This window comes from Azospirillum sp. ST 5-10 (assembly GCF_051225715.1).
GTDB lineage: Bacteria > Pseudomonadota > Alphaproteobacteria > Azospirillales > Azospirillaceae > Azospirillum.
In genome coordinates, this window is the sequence record NZ_JBPJSP010000004.1 from 121,071 (window position 1) to 143,800 (window position 22,730).

Consider the following 22,730-nt stretch of genomic DNA (forward strand, 5'->3'; position numbering starts at 1 on the left):
GGCGTTCAGTCGAAGCTCGCCAGCAGACGGTCGATCTCGTCCTGATCGATCGCGTTGCCGGGCAGCTGCGGGCCGTGCAGCAGGCTCGAATCGGGATCGCCACCGGCCGGGGCGGCGCCCTCCGGCGCGGCCGCGTGGCGGGCCTCCTCGCCGAAGGCCACCAGCAGGGCGTCGACCTTCGCCTCGATGTGCTTGAGGGTGCGGACCACCTTGGAGATGCGCTGGCCGGTGATGTCCTGGAAGTTGCAGGCCTCGTAGATCGCCGTCACCGCGTTGTTCAGCTTCGCCGCCTCGTCGGGCGCGACGGCGGCGGCCACGGCGCCGACGGCGTCGCAGGCGTCGAAGATGGCGAAGGTCGCCTTCTCCGTGGCGCCGACCACGGCGTCCAGCTCGTCCGTCGCCGTGGGGATGTGCTGGTCGCGGATGTCGTCGGGACGCAGCGCCGCCAGCTCGGCCTTGGCGTTCTGGATGTAGCGGGCGAGCCCCTCCAGCTCCTTGTAGAGGCGCAGGTCGTCGGTCGACATGTCGCCGCCCAGGCTGCCGAGGATGCCGTGCACGATCTCCGCCACCTCGTCGCGGGACAGCGGCCGGGCCGCCTCCAGCCGCGCGGCGTCGAGCCGCTGGTGCAGCTGCTTCTGTTCGGTGAGGGACGAGGCGAAGGAGGGCGGCATGGCGCGGGTCCGGCAGTGGCGGGGAAGGGGCAGCGGGGAGGCACGGGCCGCACGCCGATCGCTTCCCGACGATCGCGCCTTGCCCGGACACGCACGCCGGGCCCCGGACGCGGTCCGGCGACTTGCGGCTTGCGTCCGCGCCTTAACCTAGATTCGCTCCGTTAATTGACGGTTAACCGCGATCGACTCGGGAAACGGAAAGCGCCGAAGCGGAGCGGTCTGTGCCTGACCGGTCACACCTACTGCGGGATCGCCGGCAGGGCGCGGCGCTCGACCAGCGCGGAGGTGACCTCCTTGGCCTTCAGCGGATCCATGGCCGCCAGGATCGGCGCCGTCTTGCTCTCCTTCATGCGCTGGACGACGTCCAGCAGCACCGGCATGTCCAGCTCCTCGAAGATGCGCGCGGCGTCCTTCGGCTTCATGGTCTCGTAGATCTTCACCAGGCTCTCCAGCTGGGCGCTCTGGCGGTCGTCGCCGACCTTGAGCAGCCCCTGGATGTCGGTGCGCACCGCCTCCAGCTCCTGGAGCTTCTGGTCGATGCGGTGCTCCGCCGCGGCCAGCAGGGCCTCGCGCTGCTCCAGCTCCTTGGTGCGGCGGTCCATCTCGGCGCGCCGTTCGGCCAGCGCCTGCAGCACCTCCTGGGCGTTCACCGGCCCGAGCGGCTCGCCCGACGCCGCCGGCGAGGCGGACGGGATCGCTCCGGCGGCGGCGGGCGGCGGCGGCTCGGGCGCCGTCGCGTCGGCGGCCGCGACCTGGGTGCGCCTGGCGGCACCGGCCGGAGCCGGCGGCTTGGCCGGGGCCTCGGCGAGGGTGACCGGGAACTCCGGCAGGCGGGCGTCGCGGCTGGCGACCCGCCAGAGATCGCCGATCCGCACGCCCAGCATCAGCACGGCGACGAAGATGGTGAGCGGCAGCAGGCGCATCCGGAAGCCCCGCATCCGCTCGCCCAGGCGGCGGCGCAGCGACGGCCGCGGGGCGGCGGGCGCGCGGGGCGCGGCCTTGCCCTTGGCCTTGCTCCCGGCCTTCCGGGGGCCGGCGCCCTTGGGCGGCGGCCGGACGGCGGGGCGGGCGGGCGGCGGGGCGGTGGGCACGGTCATGGCGGCGGTCACCGACGGTTCTCGAGGGCGCGCAGCAGCTCGCGTTCGGCCCGCGACAGGTTCTCCTCGCCGTCGCGCGGCGCCTCGTCGGCGGACGGCGGTTCGGCGGCGGCGCGGCGCGGCGGCAACGCCGGGGCCGGCTCGTCCCCGACCACGTCGGCGTCGTGGGGACGGAAGATCGCGGCGGCGGCGGCGGCGGCGGCCGGGCGGACGGCAATGCCGGTGGACGGCCGGGCCGGCGCCGGGGCGACGGCGGGGCGGGCGGGTGCCGGGGCGACGGCGGGCGGCTGCGAGCGCGCCGGCCGTTCGGTGTTGGAGATGCCGCCCAGCCGGTTGGCGAGCGCGTCGGCCGCCTCGATCATGAACTGCAGCTCGTCGCGCAGCGCGGCCCCCTTGTCGATCGTGCGCTGCAGCCCCTCGCCGGTGTCGGCGGCGGTGCGCTTCATGCCGCGCACCCCGAGCTCGGCCTTCTCCATCGCCTCGTTCAGGCCGGCGATCAGGCCGGCCATCTCGCTGCGGCTGTCGCGCAGGCGGACGATCTGCTTGTTGAGGATGATCGCGTAGGCGATGGTCGCCACGAGGAGGCCCACCAGCACGAGATCGAGCACCAGGGAAACGGTGGGGCTCATAGGCGCATGACCTCCTGCTTGGGCAGTTCCTTCTCGATCCGCACGGCGATGTGCCCGCCCTTGCGGCCCATGCGCCCCTGGAACATCGACACGTCGCCGCAGCGCAGCTCGATGGCGCCGTCGGGGGTGGCGTTCAGCAGGATGCGGGTGCCGACGCGCCAGTTCAGCACGTCGTGCAAGGTCATCGTCACCTCGTCGAGGACGGCGGAGATGTCGACGTCGGTGACCAGCAGCTCGGAGGCCAGGTGGGTTTCCCAGATGCTGTCGCGGCCGAACTTCTCGCCCATGAACATCTGCAGCAGCAGCTCGCGCACCGGCTCCAGCGTCGCGTAGGGGATCATCAGCTCCAGCCGGCCGCCGCGGTCCTCCATGTCGATGCGCAGCTTGACCAGCACGGCGGCGTTGGCGGGGCGGGCGATGGTGGCGAAGCGCGGGTTCGTCTCCAGCCGGTCGAAGCGGAAGGTGACCGGCGACAGCGGGTCGAAGGCGGCCGACAGGTCCGACAGCACCACGTGCACCATGCGCTCCACCAGGTTGCGCTCGATGGTGGTGTAGGGGCGGCCCTCGATGCGCATGGCCGCGGTGCCGCGCCGGCCGCCCAGCAGCACGTCGACGATGGAGTAGATCAGGGCCGAATCGACGACCATCAGGCCGTAGTTGTCCCACTCCTCGGCCTTGAAGACCGACAGCATGGCCGGCAGCGGGATCGAGTTGAGATAGTCGCCGAAGCGCACCGAGGAGATCTGGTCGAGGCTCACCTCGACGTTGTCGGAGGTGAAGTTGCGCAGGCTCGTCGACATCATGCGCACGAGGCGGTCGAAGACCACCTCCAGCATGGGCAGGCGTTCGTAGTTGACGAGCGCCGAGTTGACCAGGGCCATGATGCCCGAGTTGTCGCCGTCGCCGGCGCCACCCTGGTCGAAGCCGAGCAGGCTGTCGATTTCGTCCTGGTTGAGAACCCGCGTCGAGCCGCCCGGCGCCACCTCGCCCATGTCGCCGCTGTCTTCGGCGAGTGCCGCCCACTCCGCCGCCAGCCGTTCCTCTTCGCTCAGCTCTTCCGCGTTGCTCATGCGCGCCCTCCGTCGCCCGTCACTGCACCAGCATCTCGCGGAACAGCACGTCCTTCACCTTGACCGGATGGGCCGACGCGCTGATGCGCATCAGCAGTTCCTGGCGCAGCCGGTACATGCCGGCCGACCCCTTCAGGTCCTCCAGCCGCAGCTCGCGCAGATAGACCTGGAAGTTGTCGACGATGCGCGGCAGCACGTGCTCGATGGCGGGGATGTCCTCGGGCTTGGCGACCTGGATGGAGATCTTGATCTTCAGGAAGGCGGGCCGCCGGCCGCTGGAGTTGAGGTTCACCAGCATGTCCGGCAGGTCGTAGAAGATCGGCGCGGCGTGCGGGTCGGCCCCCGCCTCCGCGCCGGGCTCGCCGCCGGCCTCCGCATGCTCCGCGTCGCCCGCCCCGGTCAGCATGTCGAGCACGCCGGAGAAATAGATCCCCGCGCCCGCGCCCACCAGCAGCACCAGCGGCAGGATGACGAACAGGACAAGCTTCTTGCCGCTGAATTTCTTGCGCGGCAGGCCTTCGGAAAGGCCGCCGTCCTCTACATCCGCGCTCATGGGATCCGTCGTGCGCCATCGAGACAATCAGGCCAAACCGGCAAGCCCCAAACTATCTTCGCGTTAGTTAATAAGTCCTTTCAGTTGCGCATTTCCGCCGACGACGCACCGCACCGCGTGGCCGCGGCACGCTTCTTGATTCAACCCGAGTCGCCCGAACGCCCGGAGTCCGCTCCGGGCGCGGCCGATCCCCCGTGGCGCGCCGGCGCCCCGCCCCCCTGCGCCCGACCGGGCGCGGGACGGGGGTGTTCGTGCCGCCCCGGACCGGCAGCTTCCGCCCGGACGGGGGCAGGAATTGCCGGGTCGCTCCCGCCGGCCGCCGGCATCGCGCCGCCGTCGCCCCGCCGAGCGGCGGGCGGGGCCCGGAAACCGGCACGGCGCCTCGGTTGGCACGCCTCCTGCAATGCCTTTGGCGCCGGTCGCGGAAGGCCGCCCCGGCAGAGACGTCGCAAGAGGCCGCCGATGGAAAACTCGATCTACGTCGCCCTGTCGCGCCAGACCGCGCTGCGCCGCCAGATGGACGTGGTGGCGAACAACATCGCCAACATGAACACCACCGGCTTCAAGCAGCAGCGCGTCCTGTTCACGGAGTTCCTGGAGCGTCCGGCCATGCACGAGCAGGTGAGCTTCGTCCAGGACCGCGCCGTGGTGCGCGACCTGCGGCCGGGCGGCCTGACCGCCACCGGCAACGAGCTCGACCTGGCGCTGACCGGGCCCGGCTACTTCACCGTCGATACCGCCGCCGGCCAGCGCTACACCCGCGCCGGCTCCTTCCAGCTCAACGACGCCCGCCAGGTCGTCGACGCCGGCGGCCTGCCGGTGCTGGCCGACAACGGCCAGCCGCTGACGCTGCCGGCCGGCACGACGACCGTCAAGGTGGCGGGCGACGGCACGGTGGCCACCGAGCTCGGGCCGATCGGCCGTCTCAACGTCGTCACCTTCGCCGACGAGCAGCTGATGACCGAGGTCGGCGGCGGGCTCTACGTCAGCGACCAGGAGCCGCAGCCGGCGCCGCCGGACACCAAGGTCGTCCAGGGCATGCTCGAAGGCTCCAACGTCAACGCGATCCTCGAGATGACCTCGATGATCGACGTCTCGCGCCAGTACCAGCAGGCGCAATCGATGATCTCCACCGAGCACGAGCGCATGCGCACCGCCATCCAGCGCCTCGGCCGCGCGGTCTGAGCCGGAAGAAGAGGGAGAACCAGCCATGCGCAGCCTCGCCATCGGCGCCACCGGAATGCTGGCCCAGCAGATCAACGTCGAGACGATCTCCAACAACATCGCCAACGCGACCACGACCGGCTTCAAGAAGCAGCGGGCCGAATTCCAGGACCTGCTCTACCAGAACTTCCGCCGCATCGGCTCGACCTCGTCGGACGCCGGCACCATCGTGCCGACCGGCGTGCAGATCGGCGCCGGCGTGCGGGTCGCCGCGATCGGCCGCCTGATGGAGCAGGGCAACCTGACCGTCACCGACAACAAGCTGGACGTCGCGGTCAACGGCTCCGGCTATTTCCAGGTGCTGCTGCCCAGCGGCGACACCGCGTACACCCGGGCCGGCAACTTCAAGCTCTCGCCCGAGGGCATCATCGTCACCGCCGACGGCTACCAGCTCCAGCCGGCCATCACCATCCCCACCGAGGCGACGGACATCGCCATCAACGCCTCGGGCGAGGTGCTGGTGAAGCTGGACGGCCAGGTGGACAGCCAGAACGTCGGGCAGATCCAGCTCGCCGCCTTCCCCAACGCGGCCGGGCTGGAAGCGGTCGGCGACAACCTGTTCATGCAGACGCCGGCCTCGGGCGAGGCGGTCGCCGGCAACCCCGGCGCGCCGGGCTTCGGCCAGGTCGTCCAGGGCGCCCTGGAGACGTCCAACGTCAACATCGTCCAGGAGATCACCACCCTGATCTCCGCCCAGCGCGCCTACGAGATGAACTCCAAGATCATCAAGACCACCGACGAAATGATGCAGCAGGCGAGCCAGCTGCGCTGACGCCGGCCCGGTCTAGGGAGCAACCGCCATGATCCGCACCGTCTCCGCCCTTCTCCTCGGCACCGCCTTCGCCCTGGCGCCGCTGGCCGCTCCGGCGGTCGCCGCCACGGCCGCCGCCGAGGCGCCGGCCATCGTCTACGGCACCACCCATGCCGAAGGGGCGCTGACCGAGGCGCTGACGAGCCAGATCCCGATCGGGCGCATCCACGTCGAGCTGGACGCCCGCGCGGTCGAGCTGCGCGCCCCCGCCGGGGCGGCGCCGGCCGGCGGCCTGATGGTGGAGAACCTCTACTACAGCCCGGTCGGCGGCCGCTTCGCGGCGGAGCTGGTGATCCCCGGCACCCGGCCGGAGGTCCGCCTGCCGGTGTCCGGCCGCGCCTTCGGCGTCGTCGAGGTGCCGGTGCTGGCGCGGCGCGTCCTGCCGGGCGACCTCATCGGCGCCGAGGACGTCGCCTGGATCGAGGTGCGCGCCGAATACGCCGGCAGCGACGTCGCCGCCACCGAGGCCGACGTCGTCGGCATGACGCCCAAGCGCGGCGTCCCCGTCAACCAGCCAGTCCGCCTGCGCGACCTGCAGTCGCCGCGCCTGGTCGACAAGGGCTCGATGGTCACCATCACCCTGGTCTCCGCCAACCTCACGCTGACCGCCCAGGGCAAGGCCCTGCAGGACGGCGGCAAGGGCGAGACCATCCGCGTCGTCAACACCCAGTCCAACCGCATCGTCGAAGCGACGGTCGCGGGCCCCAACGTCGTGGCCGTGGCAAAGCCCGGCACCACCCTGATCCAGTAAGGAGAAAGCTCCGATGTCCGCCCCGCGCCGCCGCCTCGCCCGTCCGCTCGCCCGCGCCGCCCTGCTCGCCGCCGTCGCCGCCGGTCTGCCCGCCTGCAGCGCCATGTCCCGCCTCTCCGACGTCGGCCAGGCGCCGCAGCTCACCAAGATCCAGGACCCGCAGGCGACGCCCGGCTACCAGCCGGTCAGCCTGCCGATGCCGACGCCGCTGCCGGCGGAGCGCAACCCGAACTCCCTGTGGCGCACCGGCGCGAAGGCCTTCTTCAAGGACCAGCGGGCGGGCAAGGTCGGCGACATCCTGACGGTGCTGATCGAGATCGACGACGAGGCGCAGATCAACAACGAGAGCAACCGCTCGCGCGACAACAGCGAAGGCATGGGCCTGCCGAGCTTCTTCGGCCTGGAGAGCCAGCTCCGCGGCATCCTGCCGGACGAGGTGGACCCCGAGAGCCTGGTCGAGGCCAACAGCACCAGCGGCTCGACCGGCAAGGGCGGCATCAAGCGCAACGAGAAGATCGAGCTGAAGGTCGCCGCCCTGGTCACGCAGGCCCTGCCCAACGGCAACATGGTCATCCAGGGGCGCCAGGAGGTGCGAGTCAACTTCGAGCGCCGCGACCTGGTGATCACCGGCGTCATCCGGCCCGAGGACATCACCGCCCAGAACACCATCAGCTACGAGAAGATCGCCGAGGCGCGGATCGCCTACGGCGGCCATGGCCAGATCACCGACGTGCAGCAGCCCCGCTACGGCCAGCAGGTCCTCGACGTCCTGATGCCCTTCTGACCCGGCGACCACCGCCATCACCGGAACGGCCTTGCCCGGCAGGATCTGCCGGGCAATCGTCGTTGGCCCCGGCCCGAAAAAGAAAGGCCCGCCGCGGAGCGGCGGGCCAAGGCTAGGGAAAAACGTTCCGAATTGGACGCACCCAATCGGCAGGGAGGACCTTACCCGGTCCGCCGCCGGCCGGCGACCAGAGACCGAAAACCATTCCGCATGCCGGAAAGCCGGATCGGCGCCCCCACGCGCCGCGCCGGGGGACGGCGCGCCGGCCGCGGCATGCGGCGGGTCGACGGCGGGCGCGGGTCCGCGACGGGACGCCGGGCACCCGCGGCGCCGGACCGTCGCGCACGGCCGTGAGCGGCGCCCCCCTCGCCCGGAGGGGCGCGTCGCGCCCCCGCCGATTCGGCCGTCAGTCGTCGCGCTGGGTGCGCTCCATGCGCTCGTGGCGCTCCTGCGCCTCGAGGCTGAGCGTGGCGATGGGACGGGCGTCGAGGCGACGGACGCCGATCGGCTCCCCCGTCTCTTCGCAATAGCCGTAGCTGCTGTCGGCGATCCGCTGGAGCGCCGCGTCGATCTTGGCGATCAGCTTGCGCTCGCGGTCGCGGGTGCGCAGCTCCAGCGCCCGGTCGGTCTCCGCCGAGGCGCGGTCGGCGATGTCCGGTTCCAGTATCCCGCCCTCCTGCAGACTGGCGAGGGTTTCCGTCGACTCCGCCAGCAACTCCGCCCGCCACCGCAGCAGCTTCTGGCGGAAGTACTCCCGCATGGTCGGATTCATGAACGGTTCGTCTTCCGACGGCTTGTAGTCCGGTGACACGAGCGGCGAGGACATCCGAGGACTTCCAAACTCGTTTAGGGTAATCAAAGCGGCGCGGAGTATATGGACGCGACGATCCTGCCGCAACCCTGCCGAACGATGGTGCGGTGCAGGAACAATGCCCCGGGGATGGCGGAAAACGTGACCTTTCCGTGACCGCGCGCGGCGGCCCGGCGGTCAGGACTGGAGCTTGGCCAGCTCAACCTGCGCGCGCAGGTCGATCTCGTCGAGAATCTCCGCCAGGCGCGGGTCGTCGACGTGGACCCGGCGGCTCTGGACGATGCGCGACAGTTCCATCACCTTGTCGCGCGGCAGCGCGCCGGACAGGATGCCGTGGCGGATCTCCTCCATCTTGTCCAGCATCTCCTGGGCGCGCATCTTGCCGCGCGAGGCGCGGGCCGTCGCGTCGTCCACCTCCTGCAGGGCGAGCACGCCGCTCACCCCGTGGGCGGCGGCGGTGGGCGCCACGCCCTGGGCGGGGGTCGTCTCGGCCTCGTTGGTCAGCTGCTTGGCGAAGGAGCCGCCGCCCGTCCCTTCGGACCGGCCGGTGCGCCGCACCGTGGAGCTGCCGCGAAGATTGCCGGAGCCTTCGACTTTCATGATCTGCGCAACCGAATTCGCTGAAACGCGGATATAAATGGTGGATAAACCTTAACATCCGGTCAAGGCTTGCCGCAATCGGGCAAATTTTGCCGGTGCGGACGCGTGTTTTCCCGGACACGATCGCCGATCATTCGAGGTAAACTCGGCTTTTGTTGCAGCCCGCGGCCGCATCGGAGCGAGTGGCACGGGAATCGCAAGGGGCTGGCAACGCTTCGTTCGAGCAGGACCGCCATGATGACCGAACCGACCCTCCGCCCGCTGCGCTCCGCCCGCCGCGCCCTGTGCGCGCTGGGCGTGGCGCTGGCGCTGGTGCTGCCGCTGCCGGCCGGCGCGGCGTCGGCCCGCATCAAGGACGTCGTCGACGTCGAGGGCGTGCGCGACAACATGCTGATCGGCTACGGCCTGGTGGTCGGCCTGAACGGCACCGGCGACAGCCTCAACAACTCGCCCTTCACCGAGCAGAGCCTGACCGGCATGCTGGAGCGGATGGGCGTCAACGTCCGCGGCGCCAACCTGCGCACCAAGAACGTGGCGGCGGTGATGGTGACCTCGACCCTGCCGCCCTACGCCGCCCAGGGCACGCGCATCGACGTGACGGTGAGCGCCATGGGCGATTCCAAGAGCCTGCTCGGCGGCACCCTGCTGGTGACGCCGCTGCTGGGCGCCGACGGCGAGGTCTACGCCGTCGCCCAGGGGCCGATCGCCGTCTCCGGCTTCTCCGCCCAGGGCCAGGGCGCCAGCGTGACGCGCGGCGTGCCGACCTCCGGCCGCATCGCCTCGGGCGCCCTGGTGGAGCGGGAGATCGAATTCTCGCTGGCCGAGCTGCCGGTGCTGCGCCTGTCCCTGCGCAATCCCGACTTCACCACCGCCCAGCGGGTGGCGAACGCCATCAACACCCAGCTCCGCGGCAACCTGGCCCAGGCGACCGACCCCTCCTCGGTGCTGCTGCGGGTGCCGGAGACGCGGCGCGGCGACGTGGTCGGCCTGGTCACCGAGATCGAGCAGCTCGAGGTCGTCCCCGACCAGGTGGCCCGCGTCGTCGTCGACGAGAAGTCGGGGGTCATCGTGATGGGCGAGAACGTGCGCATCTCCACGGTCGCCATCGCCCAGGGCAACCTGACGATCCGCGTCACCGAGACGCCGCAGGTGAGCCAGCCCGGCCCCTTCAGCGAGGGCGAGACCGCCATCGTGCCGCGCACCGACATCCAGGTCGACGAACAGTCCGACCGCCGCCTCGCCGTCATGCAGTCCGGCGTCACCCTGCAGGAGTTGGTACAGAGTTTGAATGCGCTGGGGGTCGGCCCCCGCGACATGATCGCCATCCTCCAGTCGATCAAGGCCGCCGGGGCGCTGCAAGCCGAGATCGAGGTGATCTGATGGACGCCGCCCTGCCCACCCCGCCGCTGCCGGCCCCCCGCCCGTCGCCGCTGGTCGACCGCCTGCGCCAGGGCGACCGGCCGCCGGGCGACGCCGACGAGAGCCGCGTCGACCCCGCCACGCGCGAGAAGCTGCGCCGCAAGGCCGGCGAGTTCGAGGCGATGTTCATCGGCCAGATGCTGTCGCCGCTGTTCGAGAGCGTGCCGGTGAACGAGGAGTTCGGCGGCGGCAAGGGCGAGGAGATGTTCCGCGGCCTGCTGGTCCAGGAATACGGCAAACAGATGATGGCCCGCGGCGGCTTCGGCCTCGCCGACCAGGTGTATCGCGAGCTTCTGCGCGCACAGGAGATGTCCCATGGACAAGGTTGACGTCCGCTTCCCCCAGGCCAAGACGACCAAGGGGGCCGCGCTGCCCACCACCCCGGAGGAGCGCGCCGCCGCGCTGGCCGGGCTGATGGAGCGCCTGACCGCCCACCTCGAGCGCGAGACGGCGGCCGTCCAGGGCCGCCTCAGCGCCGCCGCCGTGGCCGCCCTGGCCAAGGACAAGCAGCCGATGGTGCTGGTCTACGAGGAGGTGTCGCGCCTCATGCGCATCGATCCCGAGGGCCTGCGCAGCCTGCCGCCGGAGCTGAAGCGCCGCCTGCGCGACGCCAACGGGGCGCTGGCCGCCAGCGCCGCCGCCAACGCCAAGGCGCTGCGCGTCACCAACACGGCCCAGCAGATCCTGGTCGACACCGTGGTCGGCGCCGTCAACCGCAGCCGCCAGGCGCAGCCGGGCGTCGCCTACGGGCCGGCCGGCCCGGTCAAGGGCTACGGCCCCGTCGCCCGCGGCTACGGCCCGCCGGCGCACGGCCCGGCCACCGCCGCGACGCTCAACACCCGGCTGTAGCCGGGCACATCCCTCCGCCATGCCCCGGGGCCGCCTGCGGCGCCCCCTGCCGATCCGACGCGACGGGCCGCCACGGGCGGCCCGTTTCGTTGTGCGGTCCCGGCAAGAACGCCCGCACCCCCGGCCAAATTTGCCGCCCCGCGGCGGGAATTGCCGCCGCCCGCCGGCTCTCCCGCGGATTTCCGGCGCGCCGGGCCGCCCGGCGGTTGGCCCGGGACTTGCTTAGGGAAGAGCGGTCACCCAGCCAGGAATGCGTCCCATGGATATCCGGTCCATTCTCCCGTCCGCGTCGCTCGACGCCATCGGCCAGACCGCCCCGACGGCCGGCACGGACGACCTGTTCGCCAAGATGATGGACCGACTGATGGCGGACGCCGCGGAGCGCAAGCGCGACGCCGCCGCCGCCGACGCCCGGGAGGCGGCGCGGGAGGCGGCGGCGGCGCGGGCGCCGGTCCGCCCTTCCGTCCGCCCCGCCGCCGAGCGGCCGGACCCCCGCCCGGCCCGCGAGCCGCGGCCGGAGGACGCCGCGCCGCCGGCCGAAAGCCGCGACGACGTGCGCCGTGCGGCGGCGCAACGCGACGATCGCGCCGAGGCCGCGCCGGCCGGGGAGTCCGGGCGCGAGCCGGCCCGCTCCGCGGCCAAGGGGGAGACCAGGGACGGGACCAAGGCCGACGCCAGGACCACCGCCAAGGAAGGCGCCAAGGAGGGCGCCAAGGCGAGCGCCGAGGACGGTGCGGCGGCGGCCGAAGCGACCGACGCCGCGCCCGCCGCGGACGACGCCGCCGCCGAGGCGGACGCGTCGGCCGAGACCGCCGGAGACGACGCCGTCGCGGAGACCGGCGAGGACGCGGACGGCGCGACGCCGGCCGAAGCGACCGACGCCGCCGCCACGCCCCCCCTCCCCGCCACCGACACCGCCACGGCGGTCGAGGCGGCGGTCGAGGCGGCGGTCGAGGCGGCGCTGCCGGTGCCCGCGGGCGGCGCCGGACAGACCGACGCCGCGGCCGGGGAGAGCGACGGCGAGCGTACGGACGGCGACGCCGTCGCGCCGGCCGAGGCGGCGGGCGACACGCCCGGCGCGGCCGACGGCACGCTGGCCGCGGCGCCGGCCGCCACGCCGGTATCGGCCCCGGCGGCCGACGGCGAAGCCGCCGCGGCGCCGGGCAAGGGCGCCGCGCCCGACGGCGGCGGCGCGGTGGTGCGCAGCGCCGACCCGGCGACCGGCGACCTCGCGGCGGACCGGCTGCCGGACGACGACGAGATCGATCTGCCGGACTCCCTGGCGGACATCGCCAGCGCGCCGAGCCGCAAGACGGCGGAGAACACCGCCAACGGCGCCGGCAACGGCCAGACCAACCCCGACGCCCAGCAGCAGCAGGCGCAGGCGCAGGCCCAGACCGCCGCCGCCGCGGAGGTCCGGACCGCCGCCGCCGCGGCCAAGGAGACGCTCGACGCGCTGGCCCCGGCGGCCGGGACCGCGGCGACGGGCGATGCCGACCCGGCGGCCGGCCGGCCCGGCGCCGCCGGCCCCCACGCCGGCGACCTCGGCCAGGCCGGCGTCCTGCCGCTCGACGGCGTGCGCGGGCTGAACGGGGCCGATCCGGCGGCGTCGCTCAGCCATCTGCGCGCCACGCGGGCCCATCCCAACATGCCGATGGGCGTGCCGGACCAGATCTCGATGCACGTCCAGAAGAACGTCCGGGACGGCAACGACCAGTTCACCATCAACCTGCGCCCCGACGAACTCGGCCGCATCGAGATCAAGCTGGAGTTCGCCCACGACGGCCGCGTCCACGCGGTGGTCGCGGCCGACAAGCCGCAGACGCTGGAACTGCTGATGCGCGACGCCCGCTCGCTGGAGCGCGCCCTGCAGGACGCCGGCCTGAAGGCGGACTCCGGCAGCCTCAGCTTCAACCTGCGCGGTGACGGCGGGCCGGCGCACGGCGGCGGCGACGACCGCCGCGGCGGCGCGGCGCGGCGCGGCCGCGGCTTCGGTGGCGGCGACGACGTTCCGGAAGCCGCCGCCCACTATTCCCTGACCCTGGCGCCCGGGCGGGTCGACTTCCGCGTCTGACCCCGGACCCCACCCCCTGACGACCCCCGAGCCGCCGCGGCGGCGCGCGAGAGGACCCGGACCATGAGCCTCACCACCGACACCTCCGGCCAGTACACGCTCAATCCCTACGGCACGGCCAAGCAGACCAGCACGACGAAGACCTCGGACAAGGCCGACGCCAAGACCGAGGACGAGAAGAAGACCGACGTCGCGCTCAAGGGCCTCGGCGACAATTTCGAGAGCTTCCTGCGCCTGCTGACCACGCAGATGCAGAACCAGGACCCGCTGAAGCCGATGGACACCAACGAGATGACCAACCAGCTGGTGCAGTTCGCCAACGTCGAGCAGAACATCGCCACCAACAGCCGGCTGGACAAGCTCCTCAAGTCGCAGCAGACCGCGGCCACCGCCAGCGGCCTTTCCTACCTCGGCAAGGTCGTCGAGTACGAGGGCGACACCTTCCCCTACATCTCCGGGATGGAGACGGCGGAGCTGTCCTACGAGCTGGACCACGCGGCCAAGGAGGTGCGCGTCGACATCCTCGACTCCGCCGGGCGCATCGTCCGCTCCTTCAACGGCGGCACCGACGCCGGCAAGCCCAACACGGTGACCTGGGACTTCAAGGACGACCGGGGCAACGCCGTGCAGCCCGGCAACTACCGCATCAACGTGGCGCCGCGCGGCGAGAAGCCCGACGACATCATCAAGGCGACGACGACGACCTACGGCTACGTCGCCGGCGTCGACTACTCCAAGGACGGCGAGCCGATGCTGGCCGTGGCGGAGGACCTCAACATCCCGGTGTCGAGCATCAAGCGCATCCACTGACGCCGCCGAGCGGCGCGAGGCGGTCGGTCGGCCCCCGCGCGAAACGCCCGGCGCCCCTCCCCGCCCCCGGCGGCACGCCGCCGACAGAAGCGATCCACGGGGTGGTCATGTTATTTCACGTATAAAGCATTAACCCTATCGATTAGGCATTTTTTAAGTGCCTGCGGTTACACTCGCGGCGCTGAACGGTACTGAGAAGTGGTGGAGCGTCCGCGCATGTCATCTCGCGAGCACGAACAGAGCGACGATGGCTCCAGTGGAGCGATGATCGTCGGTCCCATCGGCCGGCCCATGAGCGAAAACGATCTGCCGCCGCCGGACACCAAGCGCTGGGTGATGCGCCGCAAGGCGGAGGTGGTCGCGGGCGTGCGCTCCGGCCTCATCAGCCTCGAGGAAGCATGCCGCCGCTACACCCTTTCGGTCGAGGAGTTCCTGTCCTGGCAGCGGCTGATCGACAGCCACGGCATGCGCGGCCTGCGCGCCACGCGGCTGCAGGACTACCGCAACAACGAGCCCGCCGCGCCGCAGCGGCCGCGGGTGGTGAACGGCCCGGCGGAGTGAACGGCGCCGCGGACGCGGCCTTGGCACGCCGATTCGTCTCGAAATTTTCACAAAGGCGGCGCACCGCCGGGGCGTGACGCCTCGACGGCGTGCCGATGCCGGCCACGGCCGCACGGCCTCCGACGCGGGCGGCGGCGACCGCTGACGGATCGCACCGCTGACGGATCGCAATGCCCCGTCCGGCGAATGCCGCAAGGATGGTTCCACAGACATCCCCGCATCCTTGGGAGAGGAACCATGGAATCCACCGGCGACACCCTCACCGCCCTCGTCCTTCTCGTCCTCACCGTCGGCGCCCTCGTCGGCACGCTGCTGGTCGACCCGGTGGCGACCGTCTGGCTGGTGGTGCTGCTCACCGCCGTCAACGGCGCCGTGCTGGTGAAGCTGACCCTGGTGCCGAAGAAGGATTGAGAGTCCGGCGCCCGGCCGGCGGGCCCGGCGGTCCCTCTGCGCGCCCTCCCTGTGGTACGCTGCGCGGACGTCGGCAGGACAGCCCAGGCCGGGCCATAGGAGGCCCGATCCGGACATGCCTGCCGACGCCGCCGTGTCCTCCGGAGTCGCCATGCCGCCCCTGCCCGCCGCCGGCCCGTCCCCGCCGCCCCCGCCCTACCCCGCCGTCGCGCCGGAGAGGGCGCCGGGAGCCTCGCCGTGGCGGCGGTGACGGGAACGCGCCCGTCCGGCCTGCCGGAGCACATCGACGCCCTGCTGATGGACCCGGACGGCCGGCTGCGCGGCGACACCTGGCAGGCGGAGCCCGGCATCGTCGGCCAGCCGGTGTCGCTGACCTACAGCTTCCTGCAGGCCGCCCCGGACTACGCCGCCGCCTACGGGATCGAGGACGTCCGGCCGATGTCCGAGGCGCAGATGGAGGCGGCGCGCGAGGCGCTGCGCCTGTGGTCGGACGTCGCCGACGTCACCTTCACGGAGGTGGCGAGCGGCGGCGACATCGCCTTCGGCACCGCCGGCACCGGCCCCGCGGGCTTCGCCTTCGCGCCCGGGCGCGATTGGAACGGCGCCGGCGACGTCTATCTCAACCACGCGGTCGCCGACAACGCCAACCCGACACCCGGATTCACCGCCTACCGCCGCCTGATCCACGAGACGGGACACGCGCTCGGCCTCAAGCATCCGGGCCCCTACGACGTCAACGAGGCGCCCTATCTCCCGGCGGCGCAGGACAATTACCAGTACACGGTGATGTCCTACAACGCCCACCCGACCACCGGCTACAACCCGACGACGCCGCAGCTCTACGACGTCGCCGCGGTGCAGTACCTCTACGGCGCCAACACCGCGACCCGGGCCGGCGACGACGTCTACCGCTTCAGCGCCGGCGAGGAGCAGGTGCTCACCGTCTGGGACGGCGGCGGCGTCGACGCGTTCGACCTGTCGAACCAGACGCTGGGCCTGTGGGTCGACCTGCGCGACGGCCATTTCAGCAGCATCGGCGTCGAGCGCGGCGGCAGCCCCAGCGAGGCCAACGTCGCCATCGCCTTCGGCGCCGTCATCGAGAACGCCGACGGCGGCTCCGGTTCCGACACCCTGTTCGGCAACGCCGCCGTCAACGCGCTGCGCGGCAACGCCGGCAACGATCTCGTCAGCGCCCTGGCCGGCGACGACGTCGTCTACGGCAACTGGGGCGCCGATTCCCTGGAGGGAGGCGACGGCGACGACACCCTGTTCGGCGGCCAGGACTTCGACGCCGCCGGCGGCGGGGCCGGGGCCGACCTCCTCTACGGCAACCTCGCCGCCGACATGCTGTGGGGCGGCGACGGCGCCGACAGCCTGTTCGGCGGCCAGGGCGACGACGGTCTGGACGGCGGTGCCGGCGACGACGTGCTGGCCGGCAACCGGGGCGACGACCGCCTGACCGGTGGCGCCGGGGCCGACCGCTTCCAGTTCGGCCCGGGCGGCGGCCGGGACACCGTCACCGACTTCGACGCCGCCGCCGGCGACCGCCTGGAGCTGACGCCCGGCCAGGGCTGGACGGTCGCCGCCACCGCCGACGGCGCGCTCATCGACCTGGGTGGCGGCGCCGGCGTCACCCTGGCGGGGATCGGCGCCGGCCAGGTGGCGGCGTGGTGGTTCGTGTAGGGCGGAGGAAGCGGGGACGCCGCGATCAGCCGGAACGGTTCTTTCGGGGAGGCGGGACGACGGGGCGTGCCATGGGGGCACCTGTAGTGTGTCGGGTGTTGACCGGCCAACAGCCCTTCACCGACGCGACCGCGATGCCGGTGCATGTCGTCCCTGTCCTGGAGCGGATCGCCGCTTGTACATGGCCGCGTGGCGGCATCAAGACCCACCGTGTGACCGCGGCTCCTCCCTCGCTCAGCGGTACGTACCGATGCGCCGGCCGCTCGCCTGCGACCCTGCGGCGATGATGAGCGGGCGGAATCCTGTGGCGGCGGTGAGACGCACAGGGACCGGTTGGAGTCTTCGGCGCCGTCTTCGATCCCGACGAGGCTCTCCCCTTCATCACTGGAGAACCAGCCTTCTGGATCCACGCCCGGCAAAACGACCGTCCCAGAATGCGCACAGTCGAACCTCCGGCATGGAGGCCGCTTTGAATCACAATCGATTCATACGATTAAACGTCTTCCAGGACAGGTTCCCAGCGGCTCCGCCCTTCAGTCGCTTGGGTTTCGACGGTCGAGCAGGGTCTGAATGGTTCTGACCAGGGTCGGAACATCCACCGGCTTCGATAGGCATGCATCAACAAGGGTCTTGCAGTCCGGCTCGGATGGAAAGGCGGCTGTGAGCATGATGATCGGGAGCGCCCGGAATTCCTCTTTGGCCCGGATCTCCCGGATCATCTCCAGACCGCTCATTGAAGGCATCATATAGTCGGTGATGACAAGGTCCGGAACGGTCTGCAGCAGGCAGTGGAGGCCTTTGCGGCCGTCGCCAGCCTGCGAAACCTGATAGCCCTCCATTTCCAATACCAGCGACATCGCCGTCCTGATGCCAGTTTCGTCCTCGACAACGAGGACGTGGCCGCGCCCAGCAGGGAAGGGTTGCGTTGTCATCGCCCCCGCCTACCGACTGTCAGGAACGATGGGATCGGTTCCGGCGGGATTGCTCGCCAGAGCGGAGATGCGGCCGCCGATCCGAATGCCGCGCTCCGTGATCTGGTACTCGCGGACCGACGGGTCGAAGTCGCTTTCGCGAACCTTCACCAGGGAGAGCGTGCGGTGGAGACGGGAGCCGTTCTCGACGTAGCGCAGCAGCACGATGTTCTCCGCCACCGCCGAAATGCTGCCGAGCGAAACGCGATGTTCACCCCCCATCAAAAACGGCAACTCCATGGAGTACAGCGCCGTCACGCCCTCGTCCCGCAGCGTGTTGGTCATCGCGGTCAGGAACGACGGCAGGCGATCCTTGTAGATGATCGACTGTGCGAAGGCGTCGATGCCGTCCACGAACAGGCGCGCCACCTTCCGGTGCCGCACGGCCGCCAACAGTTCGTAGGCAAGATCGTCCAGAAGATTTTCCGTCGACGGATGCCAGACGATTTCAACAGCGCCGGACTTTAGCAAGCCGTCGAGATCGATGCCGTAGTTGCGGGCGCGTCGTTTCAGTCGTGACGCGTTCTCGTAGAAGCCGAAAATCAATCCTGGATGGGCAGGTGTGCACTGGGAAATGAAATGTAGGCCAAGGGATGTCTTTCCAATCCCGGTCGGACCAAGCATCAGCGTTGTGGAGGCGTAGGGGACCCCACCTCCGATCATCCGATCCAATTCGGGCACACCGGTGCTTATGCGCTTCAGCGGCACGTCCAACTCGTCGGATTCCCCTTCTATCCTTTCGAAGCGCGGCATCACCGTGATGCCATTCTGCGCAATCGTGAAGAGGTGGAAACCCGAAATGAAATCGCTGCCCCGGACCTTATGGACCGTCAAGGTGCGATAGGACCGGTATTCCCTGCAGCGCACGTTCAACTCGATCCAGCCATCCACCATCGTGTATTCGGGGCTGGATGGCTCGCGGGCGCTGTTGGTCAGCAACAGGACCGTACAGCCCATCAAGCTGGCGAGTGTGGACAGGTCATTGATGAACTTGCGAAAGTCGCGGCTGGACTCAACCGACTCCTCCAGCACGAACAGCCCGTCAAGCACGAGCAGAGACGCTTGGCGCGCCTTCGCCTCGGACGCGATAAAGTTGAGGATGCCGGGAAGGCCGTCGCTCACCAGCCGGTCGAATCCGCTGACATAATAGATGTTCGACGGCACTTGGTTGCCGTCGTAGAAATCCATGGTGCTGAGATTCTTCAACAGGCGATCGTGACTTTCCGCCAATAAGGTCACGTAGACGGCCTGCTCGCCGCGCCGGGCATGCTCGAAACAGATCTGGTTGGCGAGTACTGTTTTTCCGGCGCCGGGGGAACCTTGCACGATGAAGAGCGATCCGACTGGAAAGCCACCGTGCAGGATTCTGTCCAGTCCCGGCACCCCGGTGGGCAAGCGCTTCAACGCACTTGGTTCGGTCGTCACAGCCACCCCATGCCCCTCGTCGTCAATGCAACCTAAATGCGTTTTTTCAACCGATTAAGGTTCTAAACCAAAATCAACTCCGGTCCAATCAATGAGTCGAATCAAAGGTCTTATGGTCTCCCGTCGGTCAAGGGCACGGTGACCGTGAAGCGGATACCATCACCCGCCCGGGAACACACCTCGACGCCATGGCCGAGCATGGCACCCAGGCTCTTGATGATGACCAAGCGCAACGCCAGCGGATGACGACGCCCTGCCGCCTCTTGTGTCCCGATCGTCTCCAGGAGGTCGAGCCCATCCGGTGGCACTCCCGGCCCGGCGCCTTCCACGATCATTTCCAACATGCCGGCGTCCTTCCTGCACCCGACCCGAACCTCGCCCTGATCGGTACAACGGACCGCCATTTCGACGATCGCTCCGATCATCCGGGCCAACAGGTTCGGTTCACTGCTGACTCGGGCATCCGACCGGCCAACTGTCAAGCGCAGCCCCTTCGCCTGGGCGAGCCCGGCTTGCAGCGTCTCGACCCGCTGAAGGACGTCGTCGATCCGGACATCGTTGGATCGGATGATTGCCCCGCCACATTCCAGGTTCGACAGCGCCCGCACATCGTCGAGCATCGAGCGCACTGAGGCCAGTTCCTGGTCGATACGGCCGACCGTGGAATGCGCCACCGTGTCGACCACTTGCCGCTCCAGAATGCTCGCCAGGAACATCAGCGACTGCAGTGGCTGGTGGAGGTCGTGGCTGAGTGCCGCCATGAAGCGGGAGCGGGAAAGACCGGCGCGCTCTGCCGCGTCCTTCTCTGCGCGGAGCTGTTCCCGGTCGCGGCGAAGCCCCAGATTGGCGATGGCCAGAGCGCAGGCGTCGGCAATCTGCTCAAGCAACGCCACCTCGGCGGCCGAAACCGACCGGCAGTCACGCCAGTAGGCGCCCAACGCCGCCAGAGGGTCGTCTTTGCGAACCGGCGCCATAGCCATGCTGCGGACGAAGGTCGATTGGTAGGCGTCCTGAGGAATGCGGGTGTCGCGACGGATGTCGTCGATGCTGACCGCCTCGCCCGCCCGCATGACCCAGCCGGAAATGCAGTCGTCCATGGCAAACCGCTTGCCCGCCCACAATGGGGAAATCGCTTTTTCGTCCGCATAATGGCAGCGGTCGCCCTCACGCAGCACGAAGGTGATCCCGTCGGCCCTGAGCAGGTGGCGCGCGGTCTCCATGACCAAATCCATGACGTCTTCCAGTGTCTTGGCGTAGGACAGATAGCGGCCAAGCAGGGTGAGCTGTCTGTCCGTTTCAGCCTCTGTGGGGACGCACGCCGTATCTGTCTGGTCGATGTGGAGGACGCTCATGCCTGCTTTTCACCCTTTGTTCTGAGGACTGTGGCAGCCGCATCGACAAAATGCCTGCATGGCGGCCCCCAGGATCGTTCAGGGGCGCGCAACAACGCGGCTCGCCGCGACGGTTCGTGCAAACTGTTGGAAGCCTCTGCCAGCCTCAGGGAGGCTGTCGCCGTCATCGCCCTGTTTCGCATAACCGGAGCTCTCGGCAAGATCGGCTTATATGGTTAATATTTTCTAACCAAAAAATGTCTCTCGTGGAGGACCACGTGCTGTCCAAAGCCGGTTCCGTCCGGTGGAATACGGTCGGGACGGTGTCCTGATACGATGCTGACCCTGCTTCGAACCAGCCTTACAATCCGGCCGCACGCGCGAGACTGACGCGGACGCGGTCGCGGCGGCGCTGGTAGCGCCGGGTCATCTCGGCGGAGGCATGGCCGAGATGACGCTGGGCGAAACCCTCCTCCGCCTGGCGGTGGTGCTAGCCCGGCGCGCGGGGAAGTGGCCGGCAAAGCGATGGCGGCGCTCACCCTCCGGCAGGGCGCCCCGCAGGCCAGCGGCGAGTGCCGTGGCCTGCACCGAGCGGGCAACAAGCCTGTCGGACAGCTAGGACCCGCTTCCCGTCGCGGGCGATGCGGCGAAACAGCGGCCCAACTCCATCCGACGCCTCAGCGCCGCCACCGGGCCGCTCAGCGGGACGCCCAACGATGGCATCTTCGATCTCGACGAGGCTCATGCCTTCATCACCGAAGGACCGATCCTCTGGAACCGTGCCTGAAGGGACAACGGACCCTGAATGCGCAGAGTCGAACTCCCGTTCATGCGGTCATGAGAACAAACCATTTCCATTCATGACGAACCATCGCTAAGGCTGGATCGATCGTCCCCAGCGGCCGCAGCGGGACCAACCAATCGACGGTGCGCCGGCACGGTCGACGCACAGCCAGAGGAATCCCATGTCCGAAGCCGACGCCAGCTCCGAGGCCGGGCTCCCGTCCGCGCGCCCGTACGGTCACGAGCTGGCCAATGTCCTGCGGCTGGCGATCGCGCAGGCGCTCGCCGGCGCCAACGCGGTGGTCGTGTACGCGACGGGCGCCATCATCGGCAGCACGCTCGCGCCCAGCCCGGCGCTGGCGACGCTGCCGATCTCCGTCTTCGTGGTGGGGATGGCGGTGTGCACCTTGCCGGCCGGCACCATCGCCCGGCGCCACGGTCGCCGCGCCGCGTTCCTGGCGGGGACCGGATGCGGCGTCCTCGTCGGCCTGCTGTCGGCCCTGGCGGTGGTGCTCGGTTCGTTCTGGCTGTTCTGCGCGGCGATGGTCTTCGGCGGGGCGTACGCCGCGGTGGTCCTGTCCTTCCGCTTCGCCGCCGCCGACTGCGCGCCGCCGGAGCGGCGTGCGCGGGCGATGTCCGCCGTCATGGCGGGCGGGGTGTTCGCCGGGGTCATCGGCCCGCAGCTCGTCACCCTCACGATGGAGCTGTCGCCGCCGCACCTGTTCGCCGCCACCTACCTGGCGCAGGCCGCCGTGGCCGCCGTGTCCGCCCTCGTCCTGCTCGGCGTCCGGCTGCCGATGCCGACGGCCGCGGAGGTCGCCGGCGGCCGGCCGATCGGCGCCATCGCGCGCCAGCCCCGCTTCGTCACCGCCGTGCTCTGCGGGCTGGTCTCCTACCTGCTCATGAACTTCATCATGACCGCCGCTCCGCTGGCGATGCGGCTGTGCGGCCTGTCGCAGGAGGCGTCCAACCTCGGTCTGCAGTGGCACGTGATCGCGATGTACGCGCCGAGCTTCGTCACCGGGCGGCTGATCGCGCGCTTCGGCGCCCCCCGCATGGTGACCGCCGGACTGGCGTTGATCGCCGCCTCCGCCGCGGCCGGGCTGGCGGGGGTGGACGTGGCGCATTTCTGGCTGAGCCTGATCCTGCTGGGCGTCGGCTGGAACTTCGGCTTTCTCGGCGCGTCGGCCCTCGTGCTGGAGTGCCATCGCGCCGAGGAGCGGACACGGGTGCAGTCGCTCAACGACTTCATCGTGTTCGGGACGATGGCCTTGGGTTCCTTCGCGTCCGGCGGCCTGCTGACGGCCTACGGCTGGGATAGCGTCCTCTGGGTCTCGTTCGTGCCCCTGGCGGTGGCGGTCGCCGCACTCGCCGCCACGGCCGCGTCCCGCCCCGCCCGCACCGGCGGGTGA

At 70.4% G+C, this 22,730-nt stretch carries 23 protein-coding genes; 13 read left to right on the forward strand and 10 right to left on the reverse strand.

Annotation, left to right across the window (positions count from 1 at the left end; translation table 11 throughout):
* Positions 1 to 5: 5 nt before the first annotated feature.
* The 5 genes from ACSBPG_RS06550 to ACSBPG_RS06570 form a co-directional block, all read right to left on the reverse strand.
* Complete coding sequence (locus ACSBPG_RS06550) at positions 6 to 671, reverse strand: protein phosphatase CheZ (RefSeq protein ID WP_435536326.1); 666 nt, start codon at positions 669 to 671, stop codon at positions 6 to 8.
* A 239-nt stretch (positions 672 to 910) separates the two neighbouring features.
* A complete protein-coding gene (locus tag ACSBPG_RS06555; protein WP_435536327.1) occupies positions 911 to 1,768 on the reverse strand; it encodes a MotE family protein in 858 nt (285 codons plus the stop codon).
* Between the two features lie 8 nt (positions 1,769 to 1,776).
* Entirely contained in the window at positions 1,777 to 2,397 is a 621-nt protein-coding gene (locus tag ACSBPG_RS06560; RefSeq protein WP_435536328.1) for a DUF6468 domain-containing protein, read from the reverse strand.
* Positions 2,394 to 3,467: a flagellar motor switch protein FliM gene (fliM, locus tag ACSBPG_RS06565; RefSeq protein ID WP_435536329.1), complete on the reverse strand. Its 1,074-nt coding sequence runs from the start codon at positions 3,465 to 3,467 to the stop codon at positions 2,394 to 2,396. The genes ACSBPG_RS06560 and fliM overlap by 4 nt, the downstream gene beginning before the upstream one ends.
* A gap of 19 nt (positions 3,468 to 3,486) precedes the next feature.
* Positions 3,487 to 4,020 (reverse strand): flagellar basal body-associated FliL family protein, encoded by a 534-nt coding sequence (locus tag ACSBPG_RS06570; RefSeq protein ID WP_435536330.1) that lies wholly within the window; start codon positions 4,018 to 4,020, stop codon positions 3,487 to 3,489.
* A 462-nt stretch (positions 4,021 to 4,482) separates the two neighbouring features.
* On the opposite strand from ACSBPG_RS06570, the gene flgF reads away from it, so the two are divergent.
* Genes flgF through flgH form a run of 4 tightly spaced genes read left to right on the forward strand, consistent with a single transcriptional unit; the run spans position 4,483 to position 7,590 of the window.
* Complete coding sequence (flgF, locus tag ACSBPG_RS06575) at positions 4,483 to 5,205, forward strand: flagellar basal-body rod protein FlgF (protein ID WP_435536331.1); 723 nt, start codon at positions 4,483 to 4,485, stop codon at positions 5,203 to 5,205.
* Between the two features lie 25 nt (positions 5,206 to 5,230).
* Positions 5,231 to 6,016, forward strand: a complete 786-nt coding sequence (gene flgG, locus ACSBPG_RS06580) for a flagellar basal-body rod protein FlgG (RefSeq protein ID WP_435536332.1) — start codon at positions 5,231 to 5,233, stop codon at positions 6,014 to 6,016.
* A 28-nt stretch (positions 6,017 to 6,044) separates the two neighbouring features.
* Positions 6,045 to 6,806: a flagellar basal body P-ring formation chaperone FlgA gene (flgA, locus tag ACSBPG_RS06585; RefSeq protein ID WP_435536333.1), complete on the forward strand. Its 762-nt coding sequence runs from the start codon at positions 6,045 to 6,047 to the stop codon at positions 6,804 to 6,806.
* Positions 6,807 to 6,819: 13 nt separating this feature from the next.
* Positions 6,820 to 7,590 carry a flagellar basal body L-ring protein FlgH gene (gene flgH, locus ACSBPG_RS06590; RefSeq protein ID WP_435536334.1) on the forward strand — a complete coding sequence of 257 codons (771 nt, stop codon included), beginning with the start codon at positions 6,820 to 6,822 and terminating at the stop codon, positions 7,588 to 7,590.
* 406 nt (positions 7,591 to 7,996) lie between these two features.
* On the opposite strand, the gene dksA is transcribed toward flgH, so the two are convergent.
* Positions 7,997 to 8,416 carry an RNA polymerase-binding protein DksA gene (gene dksA / locus ACSBPG_RS06595; protein WP_435536335.1) on the reverse strand — a complete coding sequence of 140 codons (420 nt, stop codon included), beginning with the start codon at positions 8,414 to 8,416 and terminating at the stop codon, positions 7,997 to 7,999.
* A 162-nt stretch (positions 8,417 to 8,578) separates the two neighbouring features.
* A complete protein-coding gene (locus ACSBPG_RS06600) occupies positions 8,579 to 9,001 on the reverse strand; it encodes a flagellar assembly protein FliX (protein WP_435536336.1) in 423 nt (140 codons plus the stop codon).
* Positions 9,002 to 9,238: 237 nt separating this feature from the next.
* Here ACSBPG_RS06600 and ACSBPG_RS06605 point away from each other — a divergent pair, with 237 nt between their 5' ends.
* From ACSBPG_RS06605 to ACSBPG_RS06640, 8 genes are all read left to right on the forward strand, one after another.
* Positions 9,239 to 10,381 carry a flagellar basal body P-ring protein FlgI gene (locus ACSBPG_RS06605; RefSeq protein ID WP_435536337.1) on the forward strand — a complete coding sequence of 381 codons (1,143 nt, stop codon included), beginning with the start codon at positions 9,239 to 9,241 and terminating at the stop codon, positions 10,379 to 10,381.
* Positions 10,381 to 10,749 (forward strand): rod-binding protein, encoded by a 369-nt coding sequence (locus ACSBPG_RS06610; RefSeq protein WP_435536338.1) that lies wholly within the window; start codon positions 10,381 to 10,383, stop codon positions 10,747 to 10,749. Before ACSBPG_RS06605 ends, ACSBPG_RS06610 begins: the two co-directional genes overlap by 1 nt.
* Positions 10,736 to 11,269 (forward strand): flagellar basal-body protein, encoded by a 534-nt coding sequence (locus ACSBPG_RS06615; protein WP_435536339.1) that lies wholly within the window; start codon positions 10,736 to 10,738, stop codon positions 11,267 to 11,269. Before ACSBPG_RS06610 ends, ACSBPG_RS06615 begins: the two co-directional genes overlap by 14 nt.
* Before the next feature lie 259 nt (positions 11,270 to 11,528).
* Positions 11,529 to 13,343 (forward strand): flagellar hook-length control protein FliK, encoded by a 1,815-nt coding sequence (locus ACSBPG_RS06620; protein WP_435536340.1) that lies wholly within the window; start codon positions 11,529 to 11,531, stop codon positions 13,341 to 13,343.
* A gap of 63 nt (positions 13,344 to 13,406) precedes the next feature.
* Positions 13,407 to 14,153, forward strand: a complete 747-nt coding sequence (locus tag ACSBPG_RS06625; protein ID WP_435536341.1) for a flagellar hook assembly protein FlgD — start codon at positions 13,407 to 13,409, stop codon at positions 14,151 to 14,153.
* A gap of 216 nt (positions 14,154 to 14,369) precedes the next feature.
* Positions 14,370 to 14,714, forward strand: coding sequence for a CtrA inhibitor SciP (gene sciP / locus ACSBPG_RS06630; RefSeq protein ID WP_435536342.1), 345 nt, complete (start codon positions 14,370 to 14,372; stop codon positions 14,712 to 14,714).
* Positions 14,715 to 14,951: 237 nt separating this feature from the next.
* Positions 14,952 to 15,125, forward strand: a complete 174-nt coding sequence (locus ACSBPG_RS06635) for a hypothetical protein (protein ID WP_435536343.1) — start codon at positions 14,952 to 14,954, stop codon at positions 15,123 to 15,125.
* A 237-nt stretch (positions 15,126 to 15,362) separates the two neighbouring features.
* The gene (locus ACSBPG_RS06640; RefSeq protein ID WP_435536344.1) at positions 15,363 to 16,808 is read left to right on the forward strand and encodes a M10 family metallopeptidase; all 1,446 of its coding nucleotides are present in this window, start codon (positions 15,363 to 15,365) and stop codon (positions 16,806 to 16,808) included.
* A 533-nt stretch (positions 16,809 to 17,341) separates the two neighbouring features.
* On the opposite strand, the gene ACSBPG_RS06645 is transcribed toward ACSBPG_RS06640, so the two are convergent.
* The 3 genes from ACSBPG_RS06645 to ACSBPG_RS06655 form a co-directional block, all read right to left on the reverse strand.
* Positions 17,342 to 17,740 carry a response regulator gene (locus ACSBPG_RS06645; RefSeq protein WP_435536345.1) on the reverse strand — a complete coding sequence of 133 codons (399 nt, stop codon included), beginning with the start codon at positions 17,738 to 17,740 and terminating at the stop codon, positions 17,342 to 17,344.
* A 9-nt stretch (positions 17,741 to 17,749) separates the two neighbouring features.
* Positions 17,750 to 19,210, reverse strand: a complete 1,461-nt coding sequence (locus tag ACSBPG_RS06650) for an RAD55 family ATPase (RefSeq protein WP_435536346.1) — start codon at positions 19,208 to 19,210, stop codon at positions 17,750 to 17,752.
* 104 nt (positions 19,211 to 19,314) lie between these two features.
* Positions 19,315 to 20,556 carry a sensor histidine kinase gene (locus ACSBPG_RS06655; RefSeq protein ID WP_435536347.1) on the reverse strand — a complete coding sequence of 414 codons (1,242 nt, stop codon included), beginning with the start codon at positions 20,554 to 20,556 and terminating at the stop codon, positions 19,315 to 19,317.
* Between the two features lie 944 nt (positions 20,557 to 21,500).
* On the opposite strand from ACSBPG_RS06655, the gene ACSBPG_RS06660 reads away from it, so the two are divergent.
* Complete coding sequence (locus ACSBPG_RS06660) at positions 21,501 to 22,730, forward strand: MFS transporter (protein WP_435536348.1); 1,230 nt, start codon at positions 21,501 to 21,503, stop codon at positions 22,728 to 22,730.